Origin of the sequence: uncultured Halorubrum sp. (assembly GCF_937146585.1) — an archaeon.
Lineage (GTDB): Archaea > Halobacteriota > Halobacteria > Halobacteriales > Haloferacaceae > Halorubrum > Halorubrum miltondacostae.
In genome coordinates this window covers 1-26,469 of the sequence record NZ_CAKZRO010000025.1, presented here as the reverse complement: position 1 = coordinate 26,469, position 26,469 = coordinate 1, and the positions used below count along the sequence as shown (strand labels likewise).

Genomic DNA, 26,469 nt, shown 5'->3' with positions numbered 1-26,469 from the left:
TCCCACGGGGTTTATAAATGACGGCGACGGTACGTGGATCCATGCGGGGGTTCTACATCGGCCGGTATCAGCCGTTCCACGACGGCCACCAGCACATGGTGGAAGAAATCGCGGCGGACGTCGACGAGCTCGTCTTGGGCATCGGCTCCGCCGGCGACTCGCACACCACGCGGAACCCCTTCACCGCCGGCGAGCGCGTCATGATGGTGACGAAGGCGGTCGAGGACCTCGACGTCACCACCTACGTGGTCCCCATCGAGGACCTCGACCGGAACTCGGTGTGGGTGAGCCACGTCCGGAGCATGACCCCGCGGTTCGACGTCGCCTACTCGAACAACCCGCTCGTCGTCCGCCTGTTCGAGGAGGCCGGCGTCGAGGTGCGCCAGTCCCCGATGTTCCGCCGCGACGTGCTGGAGGGGACAGAGCTCCGCGAGCGGATGATCCGCGGCCGCGAGTGGGAGGGCCTCGTCCCCGACGCCGTCGTCGACGTGATCCGGGAGGTCGACGGCGTCGACCGCATCCGCCGCATCGCCGAGACCGACACGCTGGGGAAGGAGCCCTCCGACGCGTAACGCGCCGTCGCCGCCCGGTCGTTTTAACCGCCCGCCGACCCCCATTCCGGCCATGATCACGCTCACCTCGGACTTCGGCTCGCCGTACCCGGCCGCGATGAAGGGAGTGATCCGCCGGCACACGGACGCCGAACTGATCGACGTCGCGCACGACCTCCCGCGCGGGGACCCGCGGGCCGCCGCCTTCTGGCTCCGGTTCGTCCTCCCGGAGTTCCCCCCGGCGGTCCACTGCGCCGTCGTCGACCCCGGCGTCGGGACCGACCGCGACGCCCTCGTCGTCCGCGCCGGCGAACACGTCGTCGTCGCCCCGGACAACGGCCTCGCCATGCCGCCGGCGCGGGCGCTGGCGACCGACGAGTCGGACGTCGAGGTCTGGACCGTCGCCGTCGACGACCCCGCGAGCGAGACGTTCCACGGCCGCGACGTGTTCGCGCCGGTCGCGGCCCGCGTCCGGACGGCGCTCGACGACGCCGCGGAATCGGCGGAAGGGGGAGCGGCCGACGCCGCGGGAGACGGGGCGCTCGACGCCGACGCGGTCGCCGCGGCGCTCGCGGGGCTCGACGACCTCGCGCCCGCGAGCGACCCCGCGGACATCCGCTTCCCAGAGCCGTCGATCGAGCGCGACGAGGGCGACGTGATCGCCGTCGACGGCGAGGTGCTCGCGATCGACCGGTTCGGGAACGTGATCACCAACGTGCCCGGCGACCTGGTCCGCGACCGCGACTGGATCCGCGTGAACGGCGACCTCACGCCGGTCGCGGAGACGTTCGGCGCGGTCGACCCCGGAGAGCGGCTCGTCACCGTCGGGAGCCACGGCTACGCGGAGTGTGACGTGAACGACGGCCGCGGCGACGGCGCGTTCGACCTCCGGCCGGGCGACGCGGTGCGGTTCGTGCCCGACAGCGTCAGCCTCTGAGCGTCGGGGGGAGGGCCCGGCCGCGGCGGCGGCCGCTACAGTTCGACGCCGGAGGGGATCAGGCTCTCGCTGCGGAGCAGGTTCCCCTCGTGGTCGTACACGAGGAAGGTGTCCTTGTCGTAGTCGACGAGGCGCTCGCCGTCGACGTCGATCTCGACGCGGTACTGCGCGTCGCCGTCGTCGGTCGCGTCGCGCGCGGCGTGGATGAAGGGGAGAACGTCCGTCGCGGTCTCGTTGAGTTCGAGGACGAAGTCGCCGGTGAACCGGTTGGTGACGCCGACGACGCCCTCCGGGTCGTCCGCCTCGCCGAGCGGCTCGCGGAGCCGGAAGGCGACGTCTATCTGGTCGGCACCGAGCAGGTCGCCGTCGTCGACGCCGTCGCTCTCGCCTCTCGAGAGTCGCTCGCGGAGGAGCTCTTCCGGCCCGTGGAAGTCGATCCGCACGAGCGGGGGCGACCGGGTGTCGGCACCGTCTCCGACGCCCTCGACGGCCAAATCGAAGTAGTCACGCCGCATTTCGTACTCACTGCTTTGCGGCCCGGCCGTATCAACGTAACGGGCGGATCGGCGGCGCAGCGACGCGACTCGTGGGCGCACACGGCTCGCTGGCGGACGCGGCTCGCGGCCGCGCGGTCGACGACGCCGTCGATGTCGCTCGTGATAATCGTCGGGGGTAGTTTAACTTCCCCCCGGCTCTACACGTCGGTATCCATGGCGAGTGACGCCGGCGGGAGCGACCTCGGCGACCGGATCGAGGCCCTCCAGCGGCGACTCTCGGACGCGTGGGAGCTGCTCCAGGGGTCGACGCTCGACGTCCGCCCGTTCCGCCCGGGCGAGGACGGCCCGCTCGCGTCGTTCAGCGTGCCGGCGGACGAGCGCGAGGTCGACCGGTACTGGGTGAACGCGCCGTACGCGTACGTCGTGATCACCTACGACGAGCCCGAGAGCGAGCACCGCTACTACGCGGTCGAGCCCGAGCTCGACGCGTTCGAGCGCGAGCTCCTCGCCCGGGTCGTCGACGACATCCGCGACCCGCTCCTGTACCGCGAGGGCGCCGGGAAGACCGACGAGGAGACGCTCCGGACCGAGCTGGAGGCGCTGCTGGAGGGGTACGGCGTCGAGGTCGGAATGGACACGTTCCACGCGCTCGCGTACTACCTCTACCGCGACTTCCGCGGCTACGGGAAGGTCGACCCCCTCCTGAACGACCGGCACATCGAGGACGTCTCCTGTGACGGCTACGACCTCCCGATCTTCGTCTACCACGACGAGTACACCGACATCGAGACGAACGTCTCCTTCGGGCAGGAGGCGCTCGACAGCTACGTGATCCGGCTCGCCCAGCAGTCCGGGCGGCACGTCTCGGTCGGCGACCCCATCGTCGAGACGACCCTCCCCGACGGGTCGCGCGCCGAGCTCGCGCTCGGCGAGGAGGTGACCCCCCGCGGCTCGGCGTTCACTATCCGCCAGTACGCGGAGGACCCGTTCACGCCCGTCGACCTCGTGGAGTACGGCACCTTCTCCGTCGAGCAGATGGCGTACTTCTGGCTCTGTATCGAGCACAACAAGAGCCTCATCTTCGCGGGCGGCACCGCCTCCGGGAAGACCACCTCGATGAACGCCGTGTCGATGTTCGTCCCGCCGCGGGCGAAGGTGCTCACCATCGAGGACACCCGCGAGCTCTCCCTGTACCACGACAACTGGCTCTCCGCGGTCACCCGCGAGCGCCGGTACGAGGGGACGGACATCGACATGTACGACCTGCTGCGCTCGGCGCTGCGCCACCGCCCCGAGTACATCATCGTCGGCGAGGTCCGCGGCGAGGAGGCGATCACCCTGTTCCAGGCGATGAACACGGGCCACACCACGTTCTCGACGATGCACGCGGACTCGATCGAGACGGTGATCAACCGGCTGGAGAACGAGCCGATCAACGTGCCGCGCGCGATGGTCCAGTCGCTCGACATGCTCTCGGTCCAGACGCTCACGCGCGCCGACGACGAGCGCGTCCGCCGCGCGAAGACGATAGGCGAGATCGGCGGCATCGACCAGCGGACCGGGGAGCTCGACTACTCCTCGGCGTTCGAGTGGGTGCCGGACTCCGACACGTTCCGGCGGAACGACTCCTCGCTGTTAGAGGAGATAGCCGACGACCGCGGCTGGTCCCGGTCTGAGCTGCTCCGGGAAGTCCGCCGCCGCGAGCGGTTCATCGAACTGCTCTCCGCGCTCGGGATCGACGACTACCGCACCTTCACGGCCCTCGTCAACGAGTACTACGCCGACCCCGAACGCGTGATGAACAAGCTCGACGAGCGCGCGAGCGCGGCCGACGGCGTCGACCCCGACGACCTCGCGGACGAGGGCGACGCGGTCGCGGCGGGCGACGGGGCCGACCGCGGTCCCGGGGCCGCCGACGGCGTCGACCCAGACGCCGCGGACCGATGATCGAGTACCTCCCGCTCGCCGCCGCGCTCGCGGCCTGCCTCGCGCTCGCCGTCCCGCTCGTCGACGACCGGGCCGACCTGTTCGTCACTCGCGTCGCGCTGTCGGCGTTCGGCGACTACGTGAGCGAGAGCGAGGCGCGCCGGCGGGCCCAGCGCGACCGGATGCGCGCGGCTCACGTCGCCGGGACGACCCACCGCGTGTACGCCTCGCGGACCCTGCTGTACGCCGCCGTCCTCGGCGTCGCCGGCAGCGTGATCGGCGTGTACGCGGCTGGCGCCCTGCTCGCCGCGCTCGACGTCGGCGAGGCGACGATCCGCGAGGCGGTCCCGAGCGCGTTCGAGTTCGTCGCGGTCGTCGCCCGGCTGGCCGACCTCGGACTCGGCCGGCTCTTCGTCCTGCTTACGGTCGTCTCCGCCACCGTCGGCTCCGGGCTCGCGCTCGGCGCGTACGTCGCCCGCTGGCAGCTGCTCGACCAGCGCGCTCACGCCCGCGGGGCCGAGATCGACGCCACCCTGCCGCGGACGGTCGCGTTCATGTACGCGCTCTCGCGCTCGGGGATGGCGTTCCCGCGAGTGATGGACACGCTCGCGGAGAACGAGGCGGTGTACGGCGAGGCCGCCACGGAGCTCTCGGTCGCGGTCCGCGACATGAACGCCTTCGGCACCGACGCGCTCACGGCGCTCCAGCGAATCTCCCGGCGGACGCCCAGCGAAGACCTGGCGGACTTCTCGGAGAACCTCGCCTCCGTCCTCGGCACCGGGCAGTCGGTGTCGACGTTCCTCAACGACCAGTACGAGCGCTATCAGGCGGAGGCGGAGGCGAAACAGGAGCAGTACTTAGAGCTGCTCTCGACGTTCGCCGAGGCGTACGTGACGGCGCTGGTCGCCGGCCCGCTCTTCTTCATCACCATCCTCGTCGTTATCGGCCTCGTCTTACAGGACACGCTCCCGCTCCTCCGCGCCGTGGTCTACCTCGCTGTGCCGCTCGCCACCTTCGGCTTCGTCGTCTACGTCGACAGCGTGACGCAGGGCGTCGGCGGCACCGAGACCGTCGCGGCGTCGTCGTTCGACGATCCGAACACCCCGTCGATCACCGGGGTTCGAAACGCGACGGATGGATCCGGGGACCAGGGCGACTCCCCGCGGTTCGACGGCGGAGCGGCGACCAGGAGCGGCTCGGACGGGGTCGACGCGAACGCCGCCAGCACGGACCGCTGGACGGAGAGCCGCGAGCGGCTCCGCGTCTACGACCGCCTCCGCTGGGTGCGGCGGCTGGTCGCGTCGCCGGCCGAGACGGTGCTGGCCTCGCCGCGGACGGTCCTCCTCGTCGCGGTCCCGGTCGCGGTCGCCGGGCTGCTCGTCTTCGCGTTCCCGGTCACGCTCGGGACCCCCGTGGAGATGGTCGGCCAGATCGACGGGCCGATCGTCGCCGCGACGGCGTTCGTCCTCGCGGCGTACGCGGTCGCCTACGAGTTCGGCAAGCGCCGGGTCCGGCGCATCGAGTCCGCGGTGCCCGACTTCCTCGACCGGCTCGCCAGCGTCAACGAGGCGGGGACCGCCGTGGTCGGCAGCGTCCGCCGGGTCGCCGACTCGAACCTGGAGGCGCTGACCGAGGACCTCCGCCGGACCCGCCGCGACGTCGACTGGGGCGCGGACGTCTCCACCGCGCTGCGCCGCCTCGAACGGCGCGTTCGGTCGCCGATGATGTCCCGCGCGGTCGCCCTCGTCACCAACGCGATCCGGGCGAGCGGTGATATCGGACCAGTCCTCCGGATCGCCGCGGACGAGTCCCGGGCGACCTGGTCGCTCCGGCGCGAGCGCCGGCAGGTGATGTTGACCTACCTTATCGTCATCTACATCTCCTTCCTCGTCTTCCTCGGGATCATCGCGGCGCTGTCGGTGTCGTTCATCCCCGCCATCGAGGCGGCTGGCGTCCCGGGGACGGGCGAGAGCCTCCCGGACGCGGGGGCCGGCGTGCCCGGCGGCCCGGGGGGAATCACGGACGGGATCGGCGACATCGACGTCGACGCCTACGAGCAGCTGTTCTTCCACGCCGCGTCGATCCAGGCGGTCTGCTCCGGGCTCGTCGCCGGCCAGCTCGGCGAGGGGTCGGTGCGCGACGGCGTGAAACACGTCGTGGTGCTGCTCGCGCTCACGCTCGTCGCGTTCGTCGCGATCGGCGTGGTGTGACGGTCCGGTCGGCATATACCCGTCGCGACCGAGGCCCCGGTATGGACCCGCAGTCGACCGGCGATCCGCAGTCGACGTACGACCGCATCGCGGCGCACTTCTCGAAGACGCGGGAGTACGCGTGGCCCGAGGTCGAGTCGTTCCTAGAGGGCCGGTCGGGGACCGTCGCGCTCGACGTCGGCTGCGGGAACGGCCGGCACACGGAGGCGCTCGCGGCGCGCGCCGAGGTCGCGGTCGGCGTCGACCTCAGCAGCGGACTGCTCGACGAGGCGGCGGCGCGCGCCCGCGAGCGGGGGTTCGCCGACGCGAGCGCGTTCGTCCACGGCGACGCGGCCGCGCTACCGGTGCGCGACGACGCGGTCGACCTCGCGGTGTACGTCGCCACGCTCCACCACCTCTCGCCCCGAGCGGCCCGCGTCGAGAGCCTGAACGAGCTGGCGCGCGTCCTCGCGCCGGGCGGCGTCGCGCTCGTCAGCGCGTGGAGCACGGCCCACGACCGGTTCGACCGCGACGAGGGGTTCGACACGACCGTCGACTGGACGCTGCCGGGCGGCGAGACCGTCCCGCGCTACTATCACATCTACTCGCCCGCGGAGTTCGCGGCGGACCTCTCCGCGAGCGCCCTCGCGACCCGCCGCTCGGAGATTTCGAGCGGGAACTGCTACGCGGTCGTCGCGCCCGAGACCGCCTGATTATCACGAGGGATATCGACGGGGGTGGATTAAAGAGTCAGTGTCGACCGCCTGATGATAATGGCCGATACCTCTCTGGAACGGGTGTTGCGGCGGGTCACGCCCGACGCCGTGGCGCGGAGCTACCTCGCGAAGTTCGTCGTCGCCCTCGTCGTCGTCGTGATCGCGATCGGCGCCGTCGGGGCGGTCACCTACGCCGAGACGACGGAGCAGCTCGAATCGAACGCGCAGGGCGACTACACGGCCGTCGCGGAGCTGAGCGCGACGGAGCTCGACGGCTGGCTGAGCGAGCGCCGCACGTTCGTCAGCGACGTCGCCGACAACCACGCGTTCTCGCAGGAGTCCGACCAAGTCGAGAGCTACCTCGCGTCGCACCTCTCGCGGGCCCCGGAGGGCGTCGCCGCCTTCCACTTCGTCGACCGGGACGAGGGAACGGTCGTCGCCACCACCGGCGACGAGGACGGGGGCGAGACGGTGACATCGCAGGCCTGGTTCGGTGAGGACCTCCTGTTCTCCGACGAGGTGTACACCAGCAAGACGTACACCGTCGACGGCGAGCGGCGGTTCGCGTACGTCACCTCGACGCCGCTGCGCGACTACCTCGTGATGGAGGTCACGCTCGCGCCGGCCGCCGCCGACTTCCGGCAGCCGACCGAGAGCGCGTTCACCACCGTCGTCGAGCCCGACGGGCGGATCGCCGCGAGCAACGGCGAGTACGTCGCCGGCGTGCGCTACGACACCGACGTCCGGTCGACGCTGTTCGGCGAGGAGCGCGCCGTCGGCTTCCTCCCGTCCGCGACGTTCACGTTCGCCGACGGCGGCGAGTACCTCGTCGCGTACGCGCCGCTGGAGACCGAGGAGTGGTACGTCGCCACGCACGTCCCCCTCTCCGAGGCGTACGCCCTCTCGGGGATGATCGGGCGGAACCTGCTCCTCATCGTCGGGGTCGCGGTCGTCGGGCTCGGGCTCGTCGGCGTGACGCTCGGCCGGGGGACCGTCGTCGAGCTGAACCAGCTCCGCGGGCGGGCCGCGGCGCTGGCCGACGGCGACCTCGACGTCGACTTCCACACGGACCGGCGCGACGAGTTCGGCGACCTCTCCGGCGCGTTCGCCACCATGCGCGACTCGCTCCGCGAACAGATACGGACGGTGGAGGACCAGCGCGAGCGCGCCGAGGAGGCGAAGGCGGAGAGCGAGGCGTTCGCCGACCGGCTGGAGTCCCGCGCGGACGACTTCGGACGGACGATGGCCGCCTGCGCCGACGGCGACCTCACCGCCCGGCTGCGCGCCGACCCCGAAGACCCCGAGGCGCTCCGCACGATCGCCCACGAGTTCAACGACGCGATGGACGAGCTGGAGGCCGCGATCGCGGAGGTCGACGCCTTCGCCGTCGAGGTGGCCGAGCGGAGCGACGCGGTCACCGACGGCACCGACGAGGCCGCGGCCGCCGGCCGGGAGACGAGCGACGCGGTCGACGAGATCTCGGCCGGCGCGGAGCGACAGAGCCGCCAGCTCGCGGACGTGGCCGGCGAGATGGAGGACATGTCGGCGACCGTCGAGGAGGTCGCGGCCTCCGCGGACGAGGTGGCGACTACCTCCCGGCGGGCCGACGCGCTCACCGAGGAGGGCCGCGAGGCCGCCGCCGACGCCGTCGAGGAGCTCCACGGCATCGAGGCGCGCTCCGAGTCCGCCGCCGAGACGATAGAGCGCCTCGAGGCCGAGATGGCGGAGGTCGACGAGATCGTCGAGACGATATCGGAGATCGCCGACCAGACGAACCTGCTCGCGCTCAACGCCTCGATCGAGGCCGCCCGCGCCGGCGAGGCCGGCTCCGGCTTCGCGGTCGTGGCCGAGGAGGTCAAGTCGCTCGCCGAGGAGACCCAGGAGTCCGCCGCCGAGGTGGAGTCGCTGATCGGCAGCCTCCGCGAGCGCACCGACGAGAGCGTCGACGAGATGGCCGCGATCCGCGAGGGCGTCGACGACGGCGTCGACGTCGTCGAGGACGCCGAGGACGCGCTCGCCGACGTCGCCGACCGCGTGAGCGAGGCCGACGACGGCGTCCAGGAGATCTCCGGCGCGATGGACGCACAGGCGGAGTCCGTCAACGAGGTGACCGGCGCGGTCGACGACCTCGCCGGCGTGAGCGAACAGACCACCGCCGAGGCGACCACCGTCGCCTCCGCCGCCGAGGAGCAGGCCGCCACGCTCAACGAGGTCTCCGACCAGGCGCACGACCTCCACGAGCGCGCCCGCGACCTGCGGGAGACGACCGAGGAGTTCGAGGTCGACGCCGACGCCGAGGCCGGGGACGACGTTGTCGGGGGCGCGGACGGCGATTCGGTCGGCGAACCCGCCGCCGGCGGATCGGGCGAGACGGGCGAGACGGCGTTCACGTTCGGCGCGGACGAGGAGCCGTCCGACGCCGCCCCCGCCAGCACCGACGGCGGCACCGCTCACGGAACTGGAGAGTCAGGCGAGCCGCACGCCGACGACTCGGCGTAGCCGGAGACGGCTCTCAGCGAACGTTAGAACGAAGGAAGGTGGTCGTCGTCGCCCGCGGCGACGAGCACTACCGGTGACGTCGCGGCCGGGCGCCTCGCTCCTCAGTCAGCCATCGTCTCGTGGCTGACGCCCCGGTCCTCGGGGAGCGGCGCCACGAACCGGTAGGCCGCGTACAGCCCGAGCACCACGAGGCCGGCCAGCACGAAGCCGGTCCGGATCTCCGGGCTGATCAGCGGCATCGCGGTCACCTCGCCCGCCTCGTTCGTTATCGGGGCCGGGGCGAACGGTTTGCCGGTGAACGTCTCGACTAGTCCGAGGACCACGATGCCGAACAGCATCAGTCCCGCGCTCAACGCCCGTGCCGCCTTGTCAATGGTGTCTGTCATAGTGAATCACCTCTTACCCGAGCAGGTACCGCAGCTTGGGGTTCTGCTTGACGAGCGCCGTCTGTTCGAGGAGCGCGTCGAGCCCGTAGTACCGACCGGCCGCGAGCACGATCACGGTCATGAACAGGAACAGGCCCATCAGGTCGCTGTTGACGACGCCGTGACCGAAGCCGGCGTTCCCGACCCAGAACAGGACCATGAAGATGACCCCGCCGAACGCGGCCAACCGGGTGAACGCCCCCGCGATCAGCGCGAGGCCGATGAGCGTCTCGAACAGCGGCACGCCGGGCTCGATGAGCCACGCGAGGTTGTTCCCCATCCAGACGGGGATGCCGCCCAGCGCGGTGCCGGTCATGCCCTTCATGTACGACGGCCCGTAGGTGAACGCGAACCCGTTCTCGATGATCTTGGTGACCCCGGCGTGGAAGAACCACCACCCGGTAACGACGCGCAGGAACGCGATCCAGTAGGTCGCCCAGGGGCCTTCCAGCGCGAACTCGGTCTCGCCGACCAGCGGATTGCTTGTTTGGTATGACATCGGTCTCACCTCACGGGTGTAGGTTGGGTGGGTAGACACATATGTACCGAACAGTGTTCTAACCGGCTGAAAAGCGTTCTAACGCGCTGGGAGACGCCCGCAGTATCGTGGGCCTTTAACTAAGATATGCTCACCGGGCGGCTCGTGCCCGCCGATCTCCTGCCCGAACACGGAACGCTTATGAAAGCCGTTGTGCCTACGTGTAGGTGCGTCATCGACCGACGCGAGCGCCGGTGGTCTAGTGGTAGGACCTGAGCCTTCCAAGCTCATGGCCCGGGTTCAAATCCCGGCCGGCGCATTTCTCGAACGAAGTGAGAGAAATCGCCGCCGAGTTTGAACCCTATCAGTCGCGCGCAGCGAACGGAGTGAGCGAGCACGTCTGATTTCGGTTCAAATCCCGGCCGGCGCACTCCCTTCGGTCGTGCGCCGGCCGTACCCCCGCTCGCTCGCGGGAGTCCCGGCCGGCGCATTTTCTGAATCACGTCGTCGCTTAACGGTCGATTCGTTCCGCTCAGCGAGCCCCCGAACGAGGTAAGAGAACGCTGTAAAGGATTTATACCGCGAGGACGAGGCCCGAGTGTGGTCGGACTCGCACGCGGGACCGTCGAAGTCGTGCCGTATCAGGAGTCGTGGAGCGACGCGTACGACGCGGAGGTGGCTCGGTTACGGAGCGCGGTCGGTGATCGCGTCCGTCAGTTCGAACACATCGGCAGTACCGCGGTCGAGGGGATGCCGGCCAAGCCGATACTCGACGTGCTCGCCGTAGTCGACGAATCGACGACCGCGAGCGACCTCGTCCCAGCGCTCGAAACGCACGGCTACGAACGGCGCCCCGACGAGGTGGACGGGCGGGTGTTCCTCGCGAAGGGACCGCCAGAGAATCGTACGTGCTATCTGTCGATCGCCGAAGTCGGAAGCGCGTTCCACCACGAGAAGATCGCGTTCAGGGACGCGCTTCGGAGCGATCCGGAACTCGCCGAGCGGTACGCCTCGTTGAAACGACGGCTCGCGGCACGGTATCCCGAGAACCGACAGCGGTACACCGCCGAGAAGGGCGCGTTCGTGCGAGCCGTCCTCGATCGACGGGACTGACGCGGTCCGCGGTCGAGGTGCCGCCGGCGAGAGACGGGTTAGCGCCGCGTCACCGTCGACGGCCCCTGCCTCGGGGCCCGGGCCGGGAATCAGAGAGGTCGCCGTGTCGACGCGGGCTCGTTCTCGCCGTCGTCCGAGACGGGTCGCGTCGAGCGGACGGAGTCGCGACCTCGCGGCGCCTCAGTCGTCGTCTGCCGCGGGCTGCTCCGCGCCGGCCTCGGCGGTCGCCTCGTCTCGCGGCCCGCCCGCGTGCCCCTCGTGGGCGACGGCGGTCGCCATGAGGTGCGGCGGGATGGCGGGCACCTCGTCCTCGTCGACCGGACCGTCCTGCGCGATATCCTCCGTCGACCGCGGGAACTCGCGGAGCTCCTTGTGGACCGCGATGCCGGCCTTCGCCCCCTGCCCCATCGCGACGGGCACCTGATTGTGGCCGGGCGTGATGTCGCCCACCGCGAACACGCCGTCCTCGCTGGTGCGGCCGTGGTCGTCGACGTCGATCTCGCCGCCGTCGGTCAGGTCGCAGCCGAGCGCCTCGGCGAGTGCGGTGTTGTAGTCGGAGCCGTACATCGGGAAACCGCCCCGGTACTCCCGGCGGCTGCCGTCCTCGAACTCCATCGCTTCGAGCCAGCCGGAGTCGGGGTCGTTCTCGATCCCGCTCACGTCCTCGTGGACCACGTCGACGGGGTGCGCCTCCAGCTGCGCCGCGGTCTCCTCGCTCCACGTCGGCTCCGCGCCGCGCGTCAGGAGGTCCACGTCGTCGGTCATGTTCAGCATGATCATCGCGACGTGGGCGGCGGCCTCGCCGTGACCCATCACGTACACCGGCTCGTCGACGAACATGTAGGCGTCGCAGTGGAGACACCAGTGGAGCCCCTTCGCGTTCCGCGGGAGCGGTGGCTCCGGGCGCTCGTCGGAGAACCCGGTGGCGAGGACGACGCGGTCCGCGAGGATCTCGCTGTCGTTCGTCGACAGGCGGAACCGGTCGTCGTCGGTGCGCTCGACGTCGGTGACGAAGCCGCGCTCGAAGGTGCCGCCGTACGACTGGACCTGTTCGCGCCCGGTCGCGAGCAGTTCGTTGCCGGACACCTCCTCCGTGACGCCGATCACGTTGTGCGTGTCGGCCATCATCGCGGCGCGGCCGCCGCCGCGGTCGATCAGCACCGTCTCGTGCCCCAAGCGGGCACCGTACAGCGCGGTCGTCAGCCCCGCCGGCCCGCCGCCGACCACCGCGATCTCGTACTCGTCCTCGGACGAACTCATTACCAGTAATAGGGTACCCGACGGTTTAAATTGAAGCGTGTTGTGCGCGGTCGCCGGCCAGCCAGCGCGGTCGGTCGCCCGGTCGCCCGTCGCGGAGTCACGGTATCGCCGCGGCCCGACCGCGCGCCCGGTGATTTATGCTTCCGTACCGCGTTCGCCCGGTCAGTGCCTTCCCGTCTCGCCGTCGCCGGGTGCCTCCTGCTCGTCGGCATCGCCGCCGACGTGGGGACGACGTACGTCGCGCTCTCCGGGAGCGAGTACGTCGAGGGGTCGCCCGTCGGCCGGCTGTTCATCTCTCAGTTCGGCCTCCTCGGCGGAATGCTCCTCACGAAGGTCGTCGGCATGGCCGTCATCGGGGTCCCGGTCGCGGTCGCCGGCGGCACGCGGCGGTTCGTCGCGACGCTGATGTGCGCCGGCGTCGGCGTCCTCTCGCTTTTGGTCGCCGCGCGGAACCTCCTGTTCGTCGCCGGCCTGTGGCCGTGACGCTCGCGTCGCCGGGAGCGGCCGATCCCTCCGACGCGGGGTGAGCCGAGCGGCGGCCGCGGCCGCCGCGACCCCAGCCGTTTTGCGTCATCGGTCACAGTCGAACGTATGTCGCGCCAATCCGCTTCGGCCCCGTCGCCGCCGGAGACCCGACGCGAGGTCGTGACGGAAACCCTCCACGGGGTCGACGTCGACGATCCGTACCGATGGCTCGAAGCCGACGACGACGCGGTCCGCGAGTGGACCGCCGAGCAGAACGCCCACGTCGACGCCGCGCTCGACGGCGAGCTCCGCGACCGCCTCCGGCCGCGCTTCGCGGACCTCGTCGAGGTGGCCGACTACGGGCCGATCACGGTCCGGGAGGGGCGATACTTCGCGACGGTCCGCGAACCCGGCGCGGACCACGCCCGCCTCGTCGTCCGCGACGCGCCCGACGGCGAGGACCGCGTCCTCGTCGACCCGAACGCCTGGCCCGCGAACCGCGACGACGACCGCCCGCCCCGGTCGATGGCGTGGTACGTCCCGTCCCACGACGGCGACCGCGTCGCGATCGGCGTCACCGAGGGCGGCGACGAGAACTACGACGTGCGGGTGCTGTCGGTCCCCGACCCGAGCGACTCCGGACTCGAGTCACCGGAGACCGAGGGGTACGGCCCGGGCGTCGAGGAGGTCGCGGTCCTCCCCGAGCGCGGCCGCGTCAACGCGGGGAGCCTCGCGTGGACGGCCGACGGCGACGGGTTCGCCTACGTCGCCACCGGCGGTGCGGCCGACGGCGCGCAGATGGACAAGGAGATCCGCCGCTTCCGGCTCGCCGACGGTCCCGACGAGGAGGCCGTCCTGCTCGAACACGACGACCAGCACGTCTGGCCGCGGGTGACCGTCGACCCCGACTCGGGGCTGCTCGCGGTCGCCTTCTCGGAGATGGTCGGCGGGACCGAGTGGTACGTCCACGTCGACGGCGACCTCCGGCCGGTCCTGACCGACACCGACGCCGAGACGTCCGTCCGGTTCCACGACGGGACGGCGTTCGTCTCGACCGACCACGGCGCGCCCCGACGGCGGCTGCTCGCCTGCTCCGTCGACCGCTTCCGCGAAGGGGACCTCTCCTTCGAGGAGTGCCGCGAGGTCATCCCCGGCGGCGAGGGGATCCTCCAGTCGGTCGTGCCGACGCCGGAGCGGCTCCTCGTCCACCGCCAGCGGGACGCCCACTCCCGGCTCTCGGTCCACGACCGCGACGGGACGCACCTGCGCGACGTCTCGCTGCCGTCGTACTGCTCGGTCACGTGGGTCTCCGGGAACCGCGACGCGCCCGAGGCGTTCTTCGGGCTGACCGGCTTCGACCGCCCCTCGGCGGTTCGAGCACTCGACCTCGCCGACGGATCGGCGGGTGAGGGCGACGGCGACGGGGTCGACGAGGACGGCGACGCGCCCGACCTCTCGTCGACGGAGATCGACTCGGTGGACCTCTCCGTCCCCGACGACCTGGTCGTCGAACAGCGGTTCGTCGACTCGACGGACGGCGCCGAGGTACCGGTGTTCGTCTGCTACCGCGAGGACGTCGCCGTCGACGGCCCCCGTCCGACCATGCTGTACGGCTACGGCGGGTTCCGCAACAGCATCACGCCCTCGTTCGGCCGGTTCCGACTCCCGTTCCTCGCGGACGGCGGCGCGTTCGCGGCGGTGTGCGCCCGCGGCGGGTACGAGTACGGCGAGCCGTGGCACGAGGCCGGCATGCTGGAAGACAAGCAGCACACCTTCGACGACTTCGTCGCGGCCGGCGAGGCGCTCTGCGAGTCGGGGGTCACAGACTCGGACCACCTGGCCGTCGCCGGCGGGTCGAACGGGGGGCTCTCGGTCGGCGCGGTCGTCACCCAGCGCCCGGACCTGTGGGCGGCCGCGCAGTGCGCGGTCCCCCTGCTCGACATGCTGCGGTTCCACCGCTTCCTGCTCGGCGAGTCGTGGACGACGGAGTACGGCCACCCGGAGGACCCGGAGGCGTTCGAGTACCTCCGCGCGTACTCGCCGTACCACAACGTCGACCCCGACGCGACGCACCCGCCGGTGTACTTCACCACGGCCGCGAGCGACACGCGCGTCCACCCATCGCACGCCCGGAAGATGACTGCGCGGCTCCAGAACGAGGCCGAGGGCGGTCCCTTCCTCCTACGGACTAAGTCCGAGACCGGCCACGGCGTCGGCAAGCCAGCCTCGATGATCGTCGACGAGCAGACCGACTCGTGGGCGTTCATCTACGAGCAGTTGGGCGCGGAGGTCGGCGACGACGACCACGGCGTCGACGGCGAGGCCACCGCCGCCGACGACTGACTCACTCCCCCTCGTAGAGTCGCTCGGCGGTCAGTTCCGGCAGGTCGGCCTCGCGGACCGCCTCGGCGACCCGGTCGACGTCGTACTCGACGCGGTGCGTCTCGACCGCGTCGGTCCCGTCGGCATTCGTGTCGAGCACGGCGTAGCCCGCCCGCGGGTCGCCGTCGCGCGGCTGCCCGACGCTGCCCGGGTTACAGACGAACCCGCCGGCCACGTCGCGGACCCCCTGGACGTGGGTGTGACCGAGGACGATCCCGTCGTACTCCTCCAGGTGCCGGCCCAGGGTCGGGAACTCGTCCGGGTAGACGTATGCGTCCTCGCGCTCGGCCGCGGGGTGCGAGTGGACGAGCAGGTATCGGTCGCCCGCGAACGTCTCGGTGCGCGGGAGGTCGCCGACCCACTCGCGCTGGTCGGCCGACAGCGACGCCTTCGCGCGTTCGAGCCCCGCCTCGGCCATCCGGTTGGCGCGGTAACGCTCGGGGCTCTCGACGGTGCGGTCGTGGTTCCCGCGGACCGTCGCGGCCGCGACGTCGCGCACGCGCTCGACGCATTCGGCGGGCCACGGGTTGTAGCCGACGACGTCGCCCGCGCAGTAGATCCGGTCGACCGCGGGCATGTCGTCGAGGACCGTCTCCAGCGCCGGGAGGTTCGCGTGGACGTCCGAGATGAGGCCGACCTTCATCGGGACGTGATTCGGCCGGCGGGAGGGAATAGGTTGTGCCGCGAAGCGTGCCGGGAGAGGGTACGGACTCGGTTTCTGGGGTATCTCCCTACTCGGAGGGGTTATACGGCTGAGTTACCGCGGTGGCGAGTGCCTGTGAGCGGCCGGAGCGAAGCGGAGGCCGCGAGGAGCACGCGCGAGGGAGTCGGCCGACCGGAGCGAAGCGGAGGGAGGCCGACGAGGTGTGAGGTGCTGTGCGGGGTGGGAATCGAAGGGGCAGCCGCGAGGGCGACGCCCGACGACGTAAGCACCGCAGGAGCGAACGAAGTGAGCGACGAGGAGCGCAGCGAGTCGCGCGAGCCCTCGCGGCCGGGGCTTCGGTGATCTCGTTCTCGATACCAGACGAGTGCCCTGTTGTACTTGACCCCTCGCGCCGATCTACGCCTTCACCTTCTCGCGGAACCGCTCGCGGACCTTCTCCACCTTCGGCTGCGCGTGCATCGTACAGTAGGCGTCGGCCGGGTTCTTCTCGAAGTAGTCCTGGTGTTTCTCCTCGGCGCGGTAGAACGTCTCCAGCGGCTCGACCTCGGTGACGACGTCGTCGTCGTAGCCGCCCTCCTCGTCGAGGGCCTCCACGTAGTTCTCCGCGACCTGCCGCTGTTCGTCGTCGTGGGAGAGCACGATCGACCGGTACTGGCTGCCGACGTCCGGGCCCTGTCGGTTCAGCTGCGTCGGGTCGTGGACGGTGAAGAACACTTCGAGGATGTCCTCGTACGTGAGGGCGTCGGAGTCGTACTCGACTTGGACGACCTCGGCGTGGCCGGTGGTGCCGGAGCAGACCTCGCGGTAGGTGGGGTCGTCGGCGTGGCCGCCGGCGTAGCCGGAGGTGACGCGCTCGATCCCGTCGAGCTGCTTGAACGCCGCCTCGACGCACCAGAAGCAGCCGCCGCCGACCGTCGCGGTCTCGGTGTCTGTCATGGGCTTCCGTTGGCGTCGCAGACGTATTAATGGCCCGTGGCCGGAAGCACAGAGTCGCATTTACCCAGTCGGACGACGTCGCGACGTATCGCCCCCCGAACGCGTTCGCTCGGCAACCCTGCGGTCGAACGGTAGACCTTTGCCGTCGCCCGCTCCAGTTCGCGTATGGTCTCGCTGGGACTGGTGGTGGCGCGGTTCAACGACTCCGTCACGGAGCCGATGGCCGAGGCCGCCCGGGAGGCGGCCGCCGACCGCGACGCCGTCGTCGTCGACGAGGTGAGCGTGCCGGGCGCGTACGACAGCCCGCTGGCCGCCGACCGGCTGGCGCGCCGGGACGACGTCGACGCGGTCGCGGTCGTCGGCGCGATCGTCACCGGCGACACCGACCACGACCGCGTCATCGCGAACGCGACCGCCGAGAAGCTCACCGACGTGAGCCTCGACCGGGACACCCCGGTCACCTTCGGCGTGAGCGGCCCCGGGATGTCCGGCGCGGAGGCGCGCGAGCGGATCGACAAGGGCGCCGACGCCGCGCGCGCCGCCGTCGACCTCGCGGAAGCACTCGACTGACAGACACGAGCGGACTACACACGACACATGAGCGACGCATACGACTTCTCGGAGCGGATCGGACGCGTAGAACCCAGCGCCACGCTGGCGATATCGAACCTCGCGGCGGAGAAGGAGGCCGAGGGGGCCGACATCGTCGACCTCTCGGTCGGCGAGCCCGACTTCGACACGCCGGAGAACGTGGTCGAAGCCGGTAAGGAGGCCCTCGACGCGGGCCACACCGGGTACACCTCCTCGAACGGCGTGCCCGCGCTGAAGGAGGCGATCGCGGCGAAGCTCCGCGGGACCGGGATCGACGCCGACGCGGACGAGGTCATCGTCACCCCCGGCGGCAAGCAGGCGCTGTACGAGACGTTCCAGACGCTGATCGACGAGGGCGACGAGGTCGTCCTCCTCGACCCGGCGTGGGTCTCCTACGAGGCGATGGCGAAGCTCGCGGGCGGCGACCTCTCCCGCGTGGACCTCGCGCCGCACGGCTTCCAGCTGGAGCCCGCGCTCGACGAACTCGCGGAGACGGTCTCCGACGACACCGAGCTGCTCGTCGTCAACTCCCCCTCGAACCCCACCGGCGCGGTGTTCTCCGAGGCCGCGCTGGAGGGGGTCCGCGACCTGGCCGTCGAACACGACGTCGCGGTCATCTCCGACGAGATCTACGAGCGCATCGTCTACGACGCCGAGCACGTCTCGCTCGCGAGCCTCGACGGGATGGCCGACCGCACGGTGACGATCAACGGCTTCTCGAAGGCGTACTCGATGACGGGCTGGCGGCTCGGCTACCTCCACGCCAGCGACGAGTTCGTCGGCGAGGCGGGCAAGCTCCACTCCCACTCCGTCTCCTGCGCGACGAACTTCGTCCAGCGCGCCGGGATCGAGGCCTTAGAGAACACCGAGGCGTCGGTCGAGGAGATGCGCGACGCGTTCGCCGACCGCCGCGACCTCCTCGTCGACCTGTTCGACGAGCACGGCGTCGACGTCGACGTCGGCGACGGGGCGTTCTACATGATGATCCCCGTCGACGACGACGACCAGGCGTGGTGCGAGGCGGCGATCGAGCAGGCGGCCGTCGCCTGCGTCCCCGGCAGCGCGTTCAACGCCCCTGGCTACGCCCGCATCTCTTACGCCGCGAGCGAGGAGCGACTGCGCGAGGCGGTCGACCGCCTCGTCTCGAACGACCTCCTGTAACGGCGGACGGTCCCGGTCGGCGCACCGCCGCGTCCCGGAACGGTTTTGCCGGTCGACGCCGCGCCTCGCGTTTCGCGGCCGCGCGGTCGTCGGATTTGCCGGAGAGTGCCCCGGATCCCCCGGTAGCGGGGATCTGCGGTGCGTTTTTACCCCTGCTCCGCGAAGTTTCAAATTGGTGGTACGATGTACGACGACATACTCTACCCGACGGACGGAAGCGCCGGATCCGAAGCCGCGGCTGCGCACGTGGGCGCGCTCGCGTCGGCGTTCGACGCGACGGTACACGTCTTACACGTCGTCGACACCCGCGAGGGCGGCCTCGGCATGAGCGGGGCGTTCGTGCACGAGGACAGCCAGGCGATGAGCGGGGTCTCGCCGGAGACGGGCTACATCGGCCGGCACGAGGAGGTCGACGCCGACGAGATCGAGGCCGAACTCACTGCCCACGCGACGGAACTGATCGAGGCCGCGGCGGGGTCGGCCGAAGAGGTCAGCATGACGACCGCCGTCGAGATGGGGACGCCCCACTCGGCGATCCTCCAGTACGCCGACGACCACGACGTCGACCTCGTGGTGATGGGGACCCACGGCCGCACCGGCGTCGAGCGCTACCTGCTGGGGAGCGTCACGGAGAAGGTCGTTCGGCTGGCGGACGCGCCCGTCGTGACGGTCCGTGCGGACGACTCGGACGGCGAGTGACGGGCGGCCCGTCACCGTAGCTCATTTTCGTGGCGGCCCCGTGACGAGAGCGCATGGACGAGTCTGAGCGCGAAGCGATCCTCGACCGGGTCACCGGCCAGAGCGCGACGGTCGGCGCGTCGGTCCCGGACACGGTCACCATCGACGGGAACGCGGTCGACCTCTCCGAGTTCATCGTGGAGACGCGCGCCGTCGAGGCGGTCCCGCCCGACGTCGAGCGCAAGGTGTCGTCGGTGAAGTCGACGCTCCGCACCGAGCGCGAGCGCCGGATGGCCCGGCTGCGCGGCGAGCGCGGTGACACCGACGCGAGCGACGCTCCCGCCGACGAACCCCTCGACCGGGAGACCGCCGAACGACTCGCCGACGAGGTCGTCGGTATCGACCGGGCGCTCAACGCCTTGGAGACGATCCGCCACCCCGACTTCGCCGACGAGCACCGCTCCGCGACCCTGGACGGCCACGAGCGCTGGCTCGCCTTCGTCGACGACGTCCGGTGAGCGCGGGCGTCCGCGGGAGGGCCCGATGCGACGTTCCGAAACCCTTACTCCCGGTCCGGGACACCTGCTCGTATGAGCGATACGTCCGAGTCGACGGATGACGCGGGGGCGGCCTCCGACGGGGCCGACGACGCCGCGGCCGCCGTCGACGCCGAGGAGGTCCGTCACGTCGCCGACCTGGCTCGCGTCCGCCTCGCCGACGACGAGGTCGACGAGTTCGCGGCGCAGTTCGGCGACATCTTAGAGTACTTCGATGCGCTCGACGAGGTCCCCGAGACCGAGCGCGAGGAGGAGCTCGTCAACGTGATGCGTCCCGACGAGGTCCGCGAGGGCCTCTCGCAGCAAGAGGCGCTCGCGAACGCCGAGGAGACGGAAGACGGCTTCTTCGTCGGGCCGAAGGTGTCGTAGATGGCGGCCGACATCAACGCCTTCGTGACGGAGGAACAGATCGAGGGCGACCCCGACGCCGAGGGGCCGCTCGCGGACGCGACCGTCGCGGTGAAGGACAACATCTCCACCGAGGGGATCCGGACGACCTGCGGCTCGGAGATGCTCGCCGACTACGTCCCGCCGTACTCCGCGACCGCGGTCGACCGGCTGACCGACGCGGGCGCGACGATCGTCGGCAAGACGAACATGGACGAGTTCGGGATGGGGACGACGACCGAGACCTCGGCGTTCGGCCCCACGCGCAACCCGGTCGACACCGACCGCGTCCCGGGCGGCTCCTCCGGGGGATCCGCGGCCGCGGTCGCGGCGGGCGAGGCCGACGTCGCGCTCGGCTCCGACACGGGCGGCTCGGTGCGGTGTCCGGCCGCGTTCTGCGGCGTCGTCGGGATCAAGCCCACCTACGGGCTCGTCTCCCGCTACGGACTGATCGCGTACGCGAACTCCCTCGAACAGATCGGGCCGATCGCCGGCACCGTCGAGGAGGCCGCCGCCGCGCTCGACGTCATCGCCGGCGACGACCCCCACGACGGGACGACCCGCGACCTAGGCGAGGTGGAGGGCGCGGCCCCCGAGGCCGGCTACGCCGCGGCCGCCGACGGCGACGTCGACGGGATGACGATCGGGATTCCGACCGAGCTGTTCGACGGCGCCGACGAGCGCGTCGTCGAGACGGTCGAGGCCGCGATCGCGGACCTCGAGGCGCGGGGCGCGGAGACGACCGAGATATCTTTGCCGTCGGTCGAGCACGCGGTCCAGGCGTACTACGTGATCGCGATGGCGGAGGCCTCCTCGAACCTCGCGCGCTTCGACGGGGTCAGGTACGGCCACCGGAGCGACTCCGACGGCAACTGGAACGAGTCGTTCGCGGAGACGCGCGAGGAGGGCTTCGGCGCGGAGGTCAAGCGGCGGATCCTCCTCGGGACGTACGCGCTCTCGGCGGGCTACCACGACAAGTACTACGACAAGGCGCAGGACGCCCGCGCGTGGGTCCGGCAGGACTTCGAGGCGGCGTTCGACGACGTCGACGTGATCGCCTCGCCGACGATGCCGGTCCTCCCCTTCGAACTGGGCGAGAGCCTCGACGACCCGCTGCGGATGTACCTCGCCGACGCGAACACGACGCCGGCCAACCTCGCGAACCTCCCGGCGATCTCGGTGCCCGCGGGCGAGGCGGACGGGCTCCCGGTCGGGCTCCAGCTCGTCGGGCCGAAGTTCGGCGAGGAGACCATCGTCCGCGCCGCGAGCGCGGTCGAAGACCGATGAGCCTCAGCGACGAGGAACGCGGGCGGCTGGCGGACGTGGTCCGCCTCCAACCCACGAAGAACGGGGAGCTCCAGGACGCCTGGGAGATGGAGAGCGGCAGCGAGGTCCACGGCTACCTCGAGAATCACCTGAAGGAGTACTACTACCGCGACGACGACAGCCTGATCCGGGCGACGGCGGAGGCGAACGACCTCGTCGACGTCGAGCCCGGCGTCGAGCCCGACGCGGTCGCGCGCGGCGCGGTCCCGGAGACGATCCGCGTCTCCGAGCTGGAGTCGCGGGTCGTCGACGTGCTCGCCGGCCCGGAGGAGCGCTCGCAGTCGGTCGTCAGCGTCCTCAACGCGCTCCGCGACGCGTTCGACGCCGACCCCGAGGTCGACGCGGTGCGGCGGGCGCTCCGGAGCCTGGAGCGCAAGAACGTCGTCGAGGTCGTCTACCGGACCGTCCCGACGTTCCGGCTGGCGGTCGCGCGCGACGAGGTGACGGTCGAGGTCGAAGAGTAGCCGACCGCCGGGCGAGCGAGCGTCGATACGATTTTGTAGCGGCACCGAATCGGTCCTGTCAATGGCCGAGAACGAGACCCTCCGCGAGCGGTTCCGACGCAACGCGAGCGGCATCGCCGCCACGGCGGTGACTGGCACGTGGCTGGCGGCGCTCGTGCTCGGGTTCGACTGGTGGCTCGGCGTCATGCTGTTCGGGTACATCGTGATCGTCCCCCTGTTCTCGATGCTCTTCGACGAGGACGAGGAGAAGTCGGTCGTCGTCGAGTCCGAGACCGGGTCCGTCCGGGTCGGGCACGGGGACTCGACGGAGCGCGACGCGGCGACCGACGACACCGCGGACGCCTTGGAACGGCTCCGGACCCGATACGCGAACGGCGACCTCACCGACGAGCAGTTCGAGCGGAAGGTCGACCGCCTGCTGGAGACCGAGACGCCCGAGGACGCCGCCGAGTGGACCGAACGGAACCGGGAGGCGCGGTCCGGGCGCGAGGCGGACCGGAACCCGGACGTCGAGCGCGAACGGTGACGCGGGCCGTCGCCGCGCGCCGAACGCGTCGGCGCGGCCGAACCTCAAGCTTCAATGCGCGCGGCCGACTCGACCGCGTATGAGCGATCACGAACTGCGGAAGGAGGCGCACGACCTCGACGTCACCGTCTGGGTCGGCAAGAGCGGCGTCGACGCGGTCGTCGACGAGCTGGCCGACCAGCTCGACGACCGGAAACTGGTGAAAGTGAAGTTCCTCCGCGCGGCCCGCGGCGGGACCTCGACCGAGGAACTCGCCGACGAGCTTGCCGAGGCGGTCGGCGCGGACCTGGTCGAGACCCGCGGGAACACGGCGGTACTCCACTGATGAGCGCCCTCGCCGGTGCGCCCGGCGTCGTCGCGGTCGCGGGGACGCTGGAGCCGTTCCTCGGCCCGCTGACGGGGATCGTCGTCGACGCCGCGATATTCCTCGCCGTCGTCACCGCGACGTACGTCCTGTACAAGGCGGCGGTCAAGCCGATCGTCAGGCGGCTGTTCGACCGGCAGGGGCTCGACGAGCACGCCCGGCGGCCGCTCCAGAAGATCGTGGCGTTCCTCGTGCTGTTCGCCGGCGTCACGGTCGCGTTCGGCGCGGCGGGCTATCAGGGGTTCCTGCGTTCGCTGGCGACGATCGCCGCCGCGGCGACGCTGGCGGTCGGCTTCGCGCTCCAGGACGTGATCAAGAACTTCGTCGCGGGCGTGTTCATCTACACGGACAAGCCGTTCCGCATCGGCGACTGGATCGAGTGGCAGGGGAACTCGGGGGTCGTCGAGGACATCTCCTTCCGGGTCACCCGCGTGCGCACGTTCGACAACGAACTGCTCACGGTGCCGAACCACACCCTGACGAGCGACGTGGTGAAGAACCCGGTCGCGAAGAAGACGCTGCGACTGAAGTTCGTCTTCGGGATCGACTACGACGACGACGTCGACAAGGCGACCGACATCATCGTCGAGGAGGCCGAGAAGAGCGACGCGATCCTCGACGACCCCGCGCCGTCGGTCCGGCTGACCGAGCTGGCCGACTCCTACGTCGGGCTCCAGTCGCGGATCTGGATCGACGACCCGTCGCGGGCGGACTTCGTGAAGGCGCGCGCCGACTACGTGAAGGCCGTCAAACAGCGGTTCGACGAGGAGGGCATCTCGATCCCCTTCCCGCAGCGCACCGTCTCGGGGCGGGACGCGTGGTCCGAGCCGGCGCCGTTCGGCGGGGGGCCGGACGGCGGCGAGCCGTAACTCGCCCGTCGACTCCTTTCCCGTTCGGGGCGTTTCTCCCGTCGCCGGCGCGTCGAAGCCCGTGACCACCGATAGTAACGAACTTCAAGGTCGGGTCTCTGGGTTGGTCCATGTACGTGGTCGTCATCGGGGCCGGCGAGGTCGGGACGAGCATCGCCGCGAGTCTCGCGTCGGACCACGAGGTCGTCGTCGTCGACGTCGACCCGGACCGGGCGGAACAGCTCAAGTACGAACTCGACGTGCTCACCATCGCCGGCGACGGGACCTCCTCCGACATCCAGTCCGCCGCGGAGGTCGGCCGCGCGGACATGCTCATCGCGTGTACCGACGACGACCAGACGAACCTCGTCGCGTGCGGGGCCGCGAAGACGCTCGGCGAACCCTTCACGATCGCCCGCGTGAAGAGCACCGAGTTCCTCCGCACCTGGCAGGGCAGCGAGGGGGCGTTCGGCGTCGACTTCATGGTGTGTACGGACCTGCTGACCGCCGAGAACATCGTCCGCGTCATCGGGCTCCCGGCGGCGATCGACGTCGACCCGTTCGCCGGCGGGCTCGTCCAGATGGCGGAGTTCGAGATCGGCGAGGGGAGCCCCGTCGCGGGCCAGACGGTCTCGGAGGCCGACCGGTTCGAGTCGCTCACGTTCGTCGGGCTGTTCCGCGACGGCGAGATGACGATCCCCCGGGGCGACACCGACATCGTCGTCGGCGACCGCGCGGTGGTGATCGGCAGTCCCGAGAGCGTCCAGTCGTTCGCGACCGACGTCGCGCCCGCGACGACCCCGGACCGCGCCGACGAGATCGTCGTGGTCGGCGGCAGCGAGATCGGCTACCAGACCGCCCGCCTGCTGGAGGAGCGAGACTTCACGCCGCGGCTGATCGAGCGCGACGCAGACCGCGCGCGGTGGCTGGCCGAGAACCTCCCGAACAGCGTCGTGATGGAACACGACCCGACCGACACCGAGTTCCTCTCCCGCGAGCACGTCGACGAGGCCGACATCGTCGTCACCGCGCTCGGCTCCGACGAGAAGAACCTCCTCATCTCCGTGCTCGCCAAGCGGCTCGGCGTCGACCGCGTCATCGCCGTCGTCGACAGCCCCGACTACGTCACCGTCTTCGAGGAGATCGGCATCGACATCGCGATCAACCCCCGCACGGTCACCGCCGAGGAGATCACCCGGTTCACCTACGAGAGCGTCGCGGAGAACATCGCGGTGCTGGAGAACGATCAGGCGGAAGTCCTCGAGCTCGAACTCACCGAGGGCTGCGGACTCACCGGGCGACCGATCTCGGAGATCGTCGCGGACAGCGACGCGCGGTTCGTCATCGGCGCGATCACGCGCGACCACCAGCTGGTCACCCCGCGCGGTGACACCGTGCTCCAGGCGGGCGACCACGTGATCCTCCTCGTGGAGTCGGAGTCGGTGAGCGAGATCGCGTCGATGGCCTGAGAAACTCGTGAACACCAAGATCCGAGTCGGGTGGCGGGCGAGCGTGGGGCTCACCGGCGACGTCCTCGCCGCGCTCTCCGTTCCCCTGTCCTTCCCCCTCCTCATCGCGCTCTACTACGGGGAATCGCCGCTGCCCTTCGTCGCGGCGATCGCCGTCTCGCTCGCGCTCGGCGCGGCGTTCCGGTCGGTACAGGACCCCGAGGAGGACCTCGGCCCGCGGGAGGCGTTCCTCGCGGTGGCGCTGATCTGGTTCCTCGTCGCCGCGGTCGGCGCGATCCCCTTCGTCGTCGCGGGCGTCGGCACGGTCGCGCACCCGGTGAACGCGATGTTCGAGGCGATGAGCGGGCTCACGACGACGGGCGCGACCGTGCTTCGCGACTTCTCGCACCACTCCCGGTCCGTCATGATGTGGCGGCAGGTGATCCAGTGGCTCGGCGGCCTCGGGATCCTGATCCTCGCGACCGCGGTCCTCTCCGAGATCGGGGTGGGTGGCGCGCAGCTGATGGAGTCGGAGTCGCAGACGCAGGACGTCAACAAGCTCACGCCGAAGATATCGCGGACCGCGCAGCTGATCTGGGGGATCTACTTCGGGCTCACGGGGCTGGCGATCGCGGTCTACTTCCTGCTCGGGCTCGCCGTCGACCCGCAGATGGACCTGTACAACGCGGTCGCCCACGCGTTCACGTCGGTCGCGACCGCCGGGTTCTCGCCGGAGCCGCTCTCGGTCGGCGCGTTCCACCCGCTCATCCAGTGGGCGGTCGTCCCGTTCATGGTGATCGGCTCGACCAGCTTCGTGCTCATCTACTTCGCCATCAACGGCGAGCCGATGCGCCTGCTGCGAAACGAGGAGTTCCACTTCTACCTCGGCGCGATGGGGACGCTCGCGTCGGTCGTCGCGCTCGGGTTGTTCCTCGACCCGAGCATCGCCTACGGTCCCGAGGCGACGCTCCGGCACGCCGTCTTCAACGTCGCCTCCATCGTGACGACGACGGGGTACGCCAGCACCGACTACGTCCAGTGGGCGCCCGCGGCGAAGCACATGCTGTTCATGGGGATGTTC

27 protein-coding genes and 1 tRNA gene are annotated in these 26,469 nt (G+C 70.7%); 22 read left to right on the top strand and 6 right to left on the bottom strand.

Annotation, left to right across the window (positions count from 1 at the left end):
• Positions 1 to 41: 41 nt before the first annotated feature.
• Both Q0116_RS02430 and Q0116_RS02425 read left to right on the top strand, forming a co-directional pair.
• A complete protein-coding gene (locus Q0116_RS02430) occupies positions 42 to 572 on the top strand; it encodes a nicotinamide-nucleotide adenylyltransferase (RefSeq protein WP_297885178.1) in 531 nt (176 codons plus the stop codon).
• 52 nt (positions 573 to 624) lie between these two features.
• Positions 625 to 1,488, top strand: coding sequence for an S-adenosyl-l-methionine hydroxide adenosyltransferase family protein (locus Q0116_RS02425; RefSeq protein ID WP_297885176.1), 864 nt, complete (start codon positions 625 to 627; stop codon positions 1,486 to 1,488).
• 35 nt (positions 1,489 to 1,523) lie between these two features.
• On the opposite strand, the gene Q0116_RS02420 is transcribed toward Q0116_RS02425, so the two are convergent.
• Positions 1,524 to 2,003, bottom strand: a complete 480-nt coding sequence (locus Q0116_RS02420; protein WP_297885174.1) for a DUF5793 family protein — start codon at positions 2,001 to 2,003, stop codon at positions 1,524 to 1,526.
• Positions 2,004 to 2,198: 195 nt separating this feature from the next.
• Between Q0116_RS02420 and Q0116_RS02415 the strand changes: the two genes are divergently transcribed.
• The 4 genes from Q0116_RS02415 to Q0116_RS02400 are packed head-to-tail and all read left to right on the top strand — an operon-like array spanning position 2,199 to position 9,315.
• The gene (locus tag Q0116_RS02415; protein ID WP_297885172.1) at positions 2,199 to 3,932 is read left to right on the top strand and encodes a type II/IV secretion system ATPase subunit; all 1,734 of its coding nucleotides are present in this window, start codon (positions 2,199 to 2,201) and stop codon (positions 3,930 to 3,932) included.
• The gene (locus Q0116_RS02410; RefSeq protein ID WP_297885171.1) at positions 3,929 to 6,121 is read left to right on the top strand and encodes a type II secretion system F family protein; all 2,193 of its coding nucleotides are present in this window, start codon (positions 3,929 to 3,931) and stop codon (positions 6,119 to 6,121) included. The genes Q0116_RS02415 and Q0116_RS02410 overlap by 4 nt, the downstream gene beginning before the upstream one ends.
• Positions 6,122 to 6,162: 41 nt before the next feature.
• A complete protein-coding gene (locus Q0116_RS02405; RefSeq protein ID WP_297885170.1) occupies positions 6,163 to 6,813 on the top strand; it encodes a class I SAM-dependent methyltransferase in 651 nt (216 codons plus the stop codon).
• A 60-nt stretch (positions 6,814 to 6,873) separates the two neighbouring features.
• Complete coding sequence (locus tag Q0116_RS02400) at positions 6,874 to 9,315, top strand: methyl-accepting chemotaxis protein (protein ID WP_297885168.1); 2,442 nt, start codon at positions 6,874 to 6,876, stop codon at positions 9,313 to 9,315.
• Positions 9,316 to 9,416: 101 nt separating this feature from the next.
• On the opposite strand, the gene Q0116_RS02395 is transcribed toward Q0116_RS02400, so the two are convergent.
• Complete coding sequence (locus Q0116_RS02395; RefSeq protein WP_049897570.1) at positions 9,417 to 9,701, bottom strand: hypothetical protein; 285 nt, start codon at positions 9,699 to 9,701, stop codon at positions 9,417 to 9,419.
• Positions 9,702 to 9,714: 13 nt separating this feature from the next.
• Positions 9,715 to 10,239, bottom strand: coding sequence for a DoxX family protein (locus Q0116_RS02390; protein WP_004598251.1), 525 nt, complete (start codon positions 10,237 to 10,239; stop codon positions 9,715 to 9,717).
• A 227-nt stretch (positions 10,240 to 10,466) separates the two neighbouring features.
• Here Q0116_RS02390 and Q0116_RS02385 point away from each other — a divergent pair.
• Together Q0116_RS02385 and Q0116_RS02380 are read left to right on the top strand one after the other, a co-directional pair.
• Positions 10,467 to 10,537: transfer RNA gene (locus Q0116_RS02385), tRNA-Gly, on the top strand.
• Positions 10,538 to 10,818: 281 nt separating this feature from the next.
• On the top strand, positions 10,819 to 11,331 hold the full coding sequence (locus Q0116_RS02380; RefSeq protein WP_297885155.1) for a GrpB family protein: 513 nt from the start codon (positions 10,819 to 10,821) through the stop codon (positions 11,329 to 11,331).
• A gap of 180 nt (positions 11,332 to 11,511) precedes the next feature.
• On the opposite strand, the gene Q0116_RS02375 is transcribed toward Q0116_RS02380, so the two are convergent.
• Positions 11,512 to 12,591: an NAD(P)/FAD-dependent oxidoreductase gene (locus tag Q0116_RS02375; RefSeq protein WP_297885153.1), complete on the bottom strand. Its 1,080-nt coding sequence runs from the start codon at positions 12,589 to 12,591 to the stop codon at positions 11,512 to 11,514.
• A 165-nt stretch (positions 12,592 to 12,756) separates the two neighbouring features.
• Between Q0116_RS02375 and Q0116_RS02370 the strand changes: the two genes are divergently transcribed.
• Positions 12,757 to 13,074: a hypothetical protein gene (locus Q0116_RS02370; protein WP_297885151.1), complete on the top strand. Its 318-nt coding sequence runs from the start codon at positions 12,757 to 12,759 to the stop codon at positions 13,072 to 13,074.
• Positions 13,075 to 13,182: 108 nt separating this feature from the next.
• A complete protein-coding gene (locus Q0116_RS02365; protein ID WP_297885150.1) occupies positions 13,183 to 15,399 on the top strand; it encodes a prolyl oligopeptidase family protein in 2,217 nt (738 codons plus the stop codon).
• A gap of 1 nt (position 15,400) precedes the next feature.
• On the opposite strand, the gene Q0116_RS02360 is transcribed toward Q0116_RS02365, so the two are convergent.
• Positions 15,401 to 16,081, bottom strand: a complete 681-nt coding sequence (locus tag Q0116_RS02360; RefSeq protein WP_297885149.1) for a metallophosphoesterase — start codon at positions 16,079 to 16,081, stop codon at positions 15,401 to 15,403.
• 417 nt (positions 16,082 to 16,498) lie between these two features.
• Positions 16,499 to 17,038 carry a peptide-methionine (S)-S-oxide reductase MsrA gene (msrA, locus tag Q0116_RS02355; protein WP_297885147.1) on the bottom strand — a complete coding sequence of 180 codons (540 nt, stop codon included), beginning with the start codon at positions 17,036 to 17,038 and terminating at the stop codon, positions 16,499 to 16,501.
• A gap of 165 nt (positions 17,039 to 17,203) precedes the next feature.
• Between msrA and ribH the strand changes: the two genes are divergently transcribed.
• The 12 genes from ribH to Q0116_RS02295 form a co-directional block, all read left to right on the top strand.
• The gene (ribH, locus tag Q0116_RS02350) at positions 17,204 to 17,608 is read left to right on the top strand and encodes a 6,7-dimethyl-8-ribityllumazine synthase (RefSeq protein ID WP_297885145.1); all 405 of its coding nucleotides are present in this window, start codon (positions 17,204 to 17,206) and stop codon (positions 17,606 to 17,608) included.
• A 27-nt stretch (positions 17,609 to 17,635) separates the two neighbouring features.
• On the top strand, positions 17,636 to 18,790 hold the full coding sequence (locus Q0116_RS02345; protein ID WP_297885144.1) for a pyridoxal phosphate-dependent aminotransferase: 1,155 nt from the start codon (positions 17,636 to 17,638) through the stop codon (positions 18,788 to 18,790).
• A 183-nt stretch (positions 18,791 to 18,973) separates the two neighbouring features.
• Complete coding sequence (locus tag Q0116_RS02340) at positions 18,974 to 19,489, top strand: universal stress protein (RefSeq protein WP_297885143.1); 516 nt, start codon at positions 18,974 to 18,976, stop codon at positions 19,487 to 19,489.
• A 53-nt stretch (positions 19,490 to 19,542) separates the two neighbouring features.
• The gene (locus Q0116_RS02335) at positions 19,543 to 19,986 is read left to right on the top strand and encodes a DUF5788 family protein (protein WP_297885142.1); all 444 of its coding nucleotides are present in this window, start codon (positions 19,543 to 19,545) and stop codon (positions 19,984 to 19,986) included.
• A gap of 72 nt (positions 19,987 to 20,058) precedes the next feature.
• Positions 20,059 to 20,394, top strand: a complete 336-nt coding sequence (gene gatC / locus Q0116_RS02330; RefSeq protein ID WP_297885141.1) for an Asp-tRNA(Asn)/Glu-tRNA(Gln) amidotransferase subunit GatC — start codon at positions 20,059 to 20,061, stop codon at positions 20,392 to 20,394.
• Entirely contained in the window at positions 20,395 to 21,699 is a 1,305-nt protein-coding gene (gatA, locus tag Q0116_RS02325; protein ID WP_297885140.1) for an Asp-tRNA(Asn)/Glu-tRNA(Gln) amidotransferase subunit GatA, read from the top strand.
• A complete protein-coding gene (locus Q0116_RS02320; protein WP_297885139.1) occupies positions 21,696 to 22,202 on the top strand; it encodes a DUF5797 family protein in 507 nt (168 codons plus the stop codon). The genes gatA and Q0116_RS02320 overlap by 4 nt, the downstream gene beginning before the upstream one ends.
• Positions 22,203 to 22,263: 61 nt before the next feature.
• The gene (locus tag Q0116_RS02315) at positions 22,264 to 22,728 is read left to right on the top strand and encodes an SHOCT domain-containing protein (RefSeq protein WP_297885137.1); all 465 of its coding nucleotides are present in this window, start codon (positions 22,264 to 22,266) and stop codon (positions 22,726 to 22,728) included.
• A 79-nt stretch (positions 22,729 to 22,807) separates the two neighbouring features.
• Positions 22,808 to 23,053, top strand: a complete 246-nt coding sequence (locus tag Q0116_RS02310) for a YhbY family RNA-binding protein (protein ID WP_297885135.1) — start codon at positions 22,808 to 22,810, stop codon at positions 23,051 to 23,053.
• Positions 23,053 to 23,961 (top strand): mechanosensitive ion channel family protein, encoded by a 909-nt coding sequence (locus tag Q0116_RS02305; protein WP_297885134.1) that lies wholly within the window; start codon positions 23,053 to 23,055, stop codon positions 23,959 to 23,961. Before Q0116_RS02310 ends, Q0116_RS02305 begins: the two co-directional genes overlap by 1 nt.
• Positions 23,962 to 24,071: 110 nt before the next feature.
• Positions 24,072 to 25,409: a Trk system potassium transporter TrkA gene (gene trkA / locus Q0116_RS02300; protein ID WP_297885132.1), complete on the top strand. Its 1,338-nt coding sequence runs from the start codon at positions 24,072 to 24,074 to the stop codon at positions 25,407 to 25,409.
• Between the two features lie 7 nt (positions 25,410 to 25,416).
• A partial coding sequence (locus Q0116_RS02295; protein WP_297885131.1) for a TrkH family potassium uptake protein occupies positions 25,417 to 26,469 on the top strand: 1,053 nt, incomplete at its 3' end.

Bases quoted from the DNA above. Each gene is read 5' to 3' on its own strand.
- Q0116_RS02430 (WP_297885178.1), top strand. From the start codon at position 42: ATGCGGGGGTTCTACATCGGCCGGTATCAGCCGTTCCACGACGGCCAC.
- Q0116_RS02425 (WP_297885176.1), top strand. From the start codon at position 625: ATGATCACGCTCACCTCGGACTTCGGCTCGCCGTACCCGGCCGCGATG.
- Q0116_RS02420 (WP_297885174.1), bottom strand. From the start codon at position 2,003: ATGCGGCGTGACTACTTCGATTTGGCCGTCGAGGGCGTCGGAGACGGT.
- Q0116_RS02415 (WP_297885172.1), top strand. From the start codon at position 2,199: ATGGCGAGTGACGCCGGCGGGAGCGACCTCGGCGACCGGATCGAGGCC.
- Q0116_RS02410 (WP_297885171.1), top strand. From the start codon at position 3,929: ATGATCGAGTACCTCCCGCTCGCCGCCGCGCTCGCGGCCTGCCTCGCG.
- Q0116_RS02405 (WP_297885170.1), top strand. From the start codon at position 6,163: ATGGACCCGCAGTCGACCGGCGATCCGCAGTCGACGTACGACCGCATC.
- Q0116_RS02400 (WP_297885168.1), top strand. From the start codon at position 6,874: ATGGCCGATACCTCTCTGGAACGGGTGTTGCGGCGGGTCACGCCCGAC.
- Q0116_RS02395 (WP_049897570.1), bottom strand. From the start codon at position 9,701: ATGACAGACACCATTGACAAGGCGGCACGGGCGTTGAGCGCGGGACTG.
- Q0116_RS02390 (WP_004598251.1), bottom strand. From the start codon at position 10,239: ATGTCATACCAAACAAGCAATCCGCTGGTCGGCGAGACCGAGTTCGCG.
- Q0116_RS02375 (WP_297885153.1), bottom strand. From the start codon at position 12,591: ATGAGTTCGTCCGAGGACGAGTACGAGATCGCGGTGGTCGGCGGCGGG.
- Q0116_RS02365 (WP_297885150.1), top strand. From the start codon at position 13,183: ATGTCGCGCCAATCCGCTTCGGCCCCGTCGCCGCCGGAGACCCGACGC.
- Q0116_RS02360 (WP_297885149.1), bottom strand. From the start codon at position 16,081: ATGAAGGTCGGCCTCATCTCGGACGTCCACGCGAACCTCCCGGCGCTG.
- msrA (WP_297885147.1), bottom strand. From the start codon at position 17,038: ATGACAGACACCGAGACCGCGACGGTCGGCGGCGGCTGCTTCTGGTGC.
- ribH (WP_297885145.1), top strand. From the start codon at position 17,204: ATGGTCTCGCTGGGACTGGTGGTGGCGCGGTTCAACGACTCCGTCACG.
- Q0116_RS02345 (WP_297885144.1), top strand. From the start codon at position 17,636: ATGAGCGACGCATACGACTTCTCGGAGCGGATCGGACGCGTAGAACCC.
- Q0116_RS02340 (WP_297885143.1), top strand. From the start codon at position 18,974: ATGTACGACGACATACTCTACCCGACGGACGGAAGCGCCGGATCCGAA.
- Q0116_RS02335 (WP_297885142.1), top strand. From the start codon at position 19,543: ATGGACGAGTCTGAGCGCGAAGCGATCCTCGACCGGGTCACCGGCCAG.
- gatC (WP_297885141.1), top strand. From the start codon at position 20,059: ATGAGCGATACGTCCGAGTCGACGGATGACGCGGGGGCGGCCTCCGAC.
- gatA (WP_297885140.1), top strand. From the start codon at position 20,395: ATGGCGGCCGACATCAACGCCTTCGTGACGGAGGAACAGATCGAGGGC.
- Q0116_RS02320 (WP_297885139.1), top strand. From the start codon at position 21,696: ATGAGCCTCAGCGACGAGGAACGCGGGCGGCTGGCGGACGTGGTCCGC.
- Q0116_RS02315 (WP_297885137.1), top strand. From the start codon at position 22,264: ATGGCCGAGAACGAGACCCTCCGCGAGCGGTTCCGACGCAACGCGAGC.
- Q0116_RS02310 (WP_297885135.1), top strand. From the start codon at position 22,808: ATGAGCGATCACGAACTGCGGAAGGAGGCGCACGACCTCGACGTCACC.
- Q0116_RS02305 (WP_297885134.1), top strand. From the start codon at position 23,053: ATGAGCGCCCTCGCCGGTGCGCCCGGCGTCGTCGCGGTCGCGGGGACG.
- trkA (WP_297885132.1), top strand. From the start codon at position 24,072: ATGTACGTGGTCGTCATCGGGGCCGGCGAGGTCGGGACGAGCATCGCC.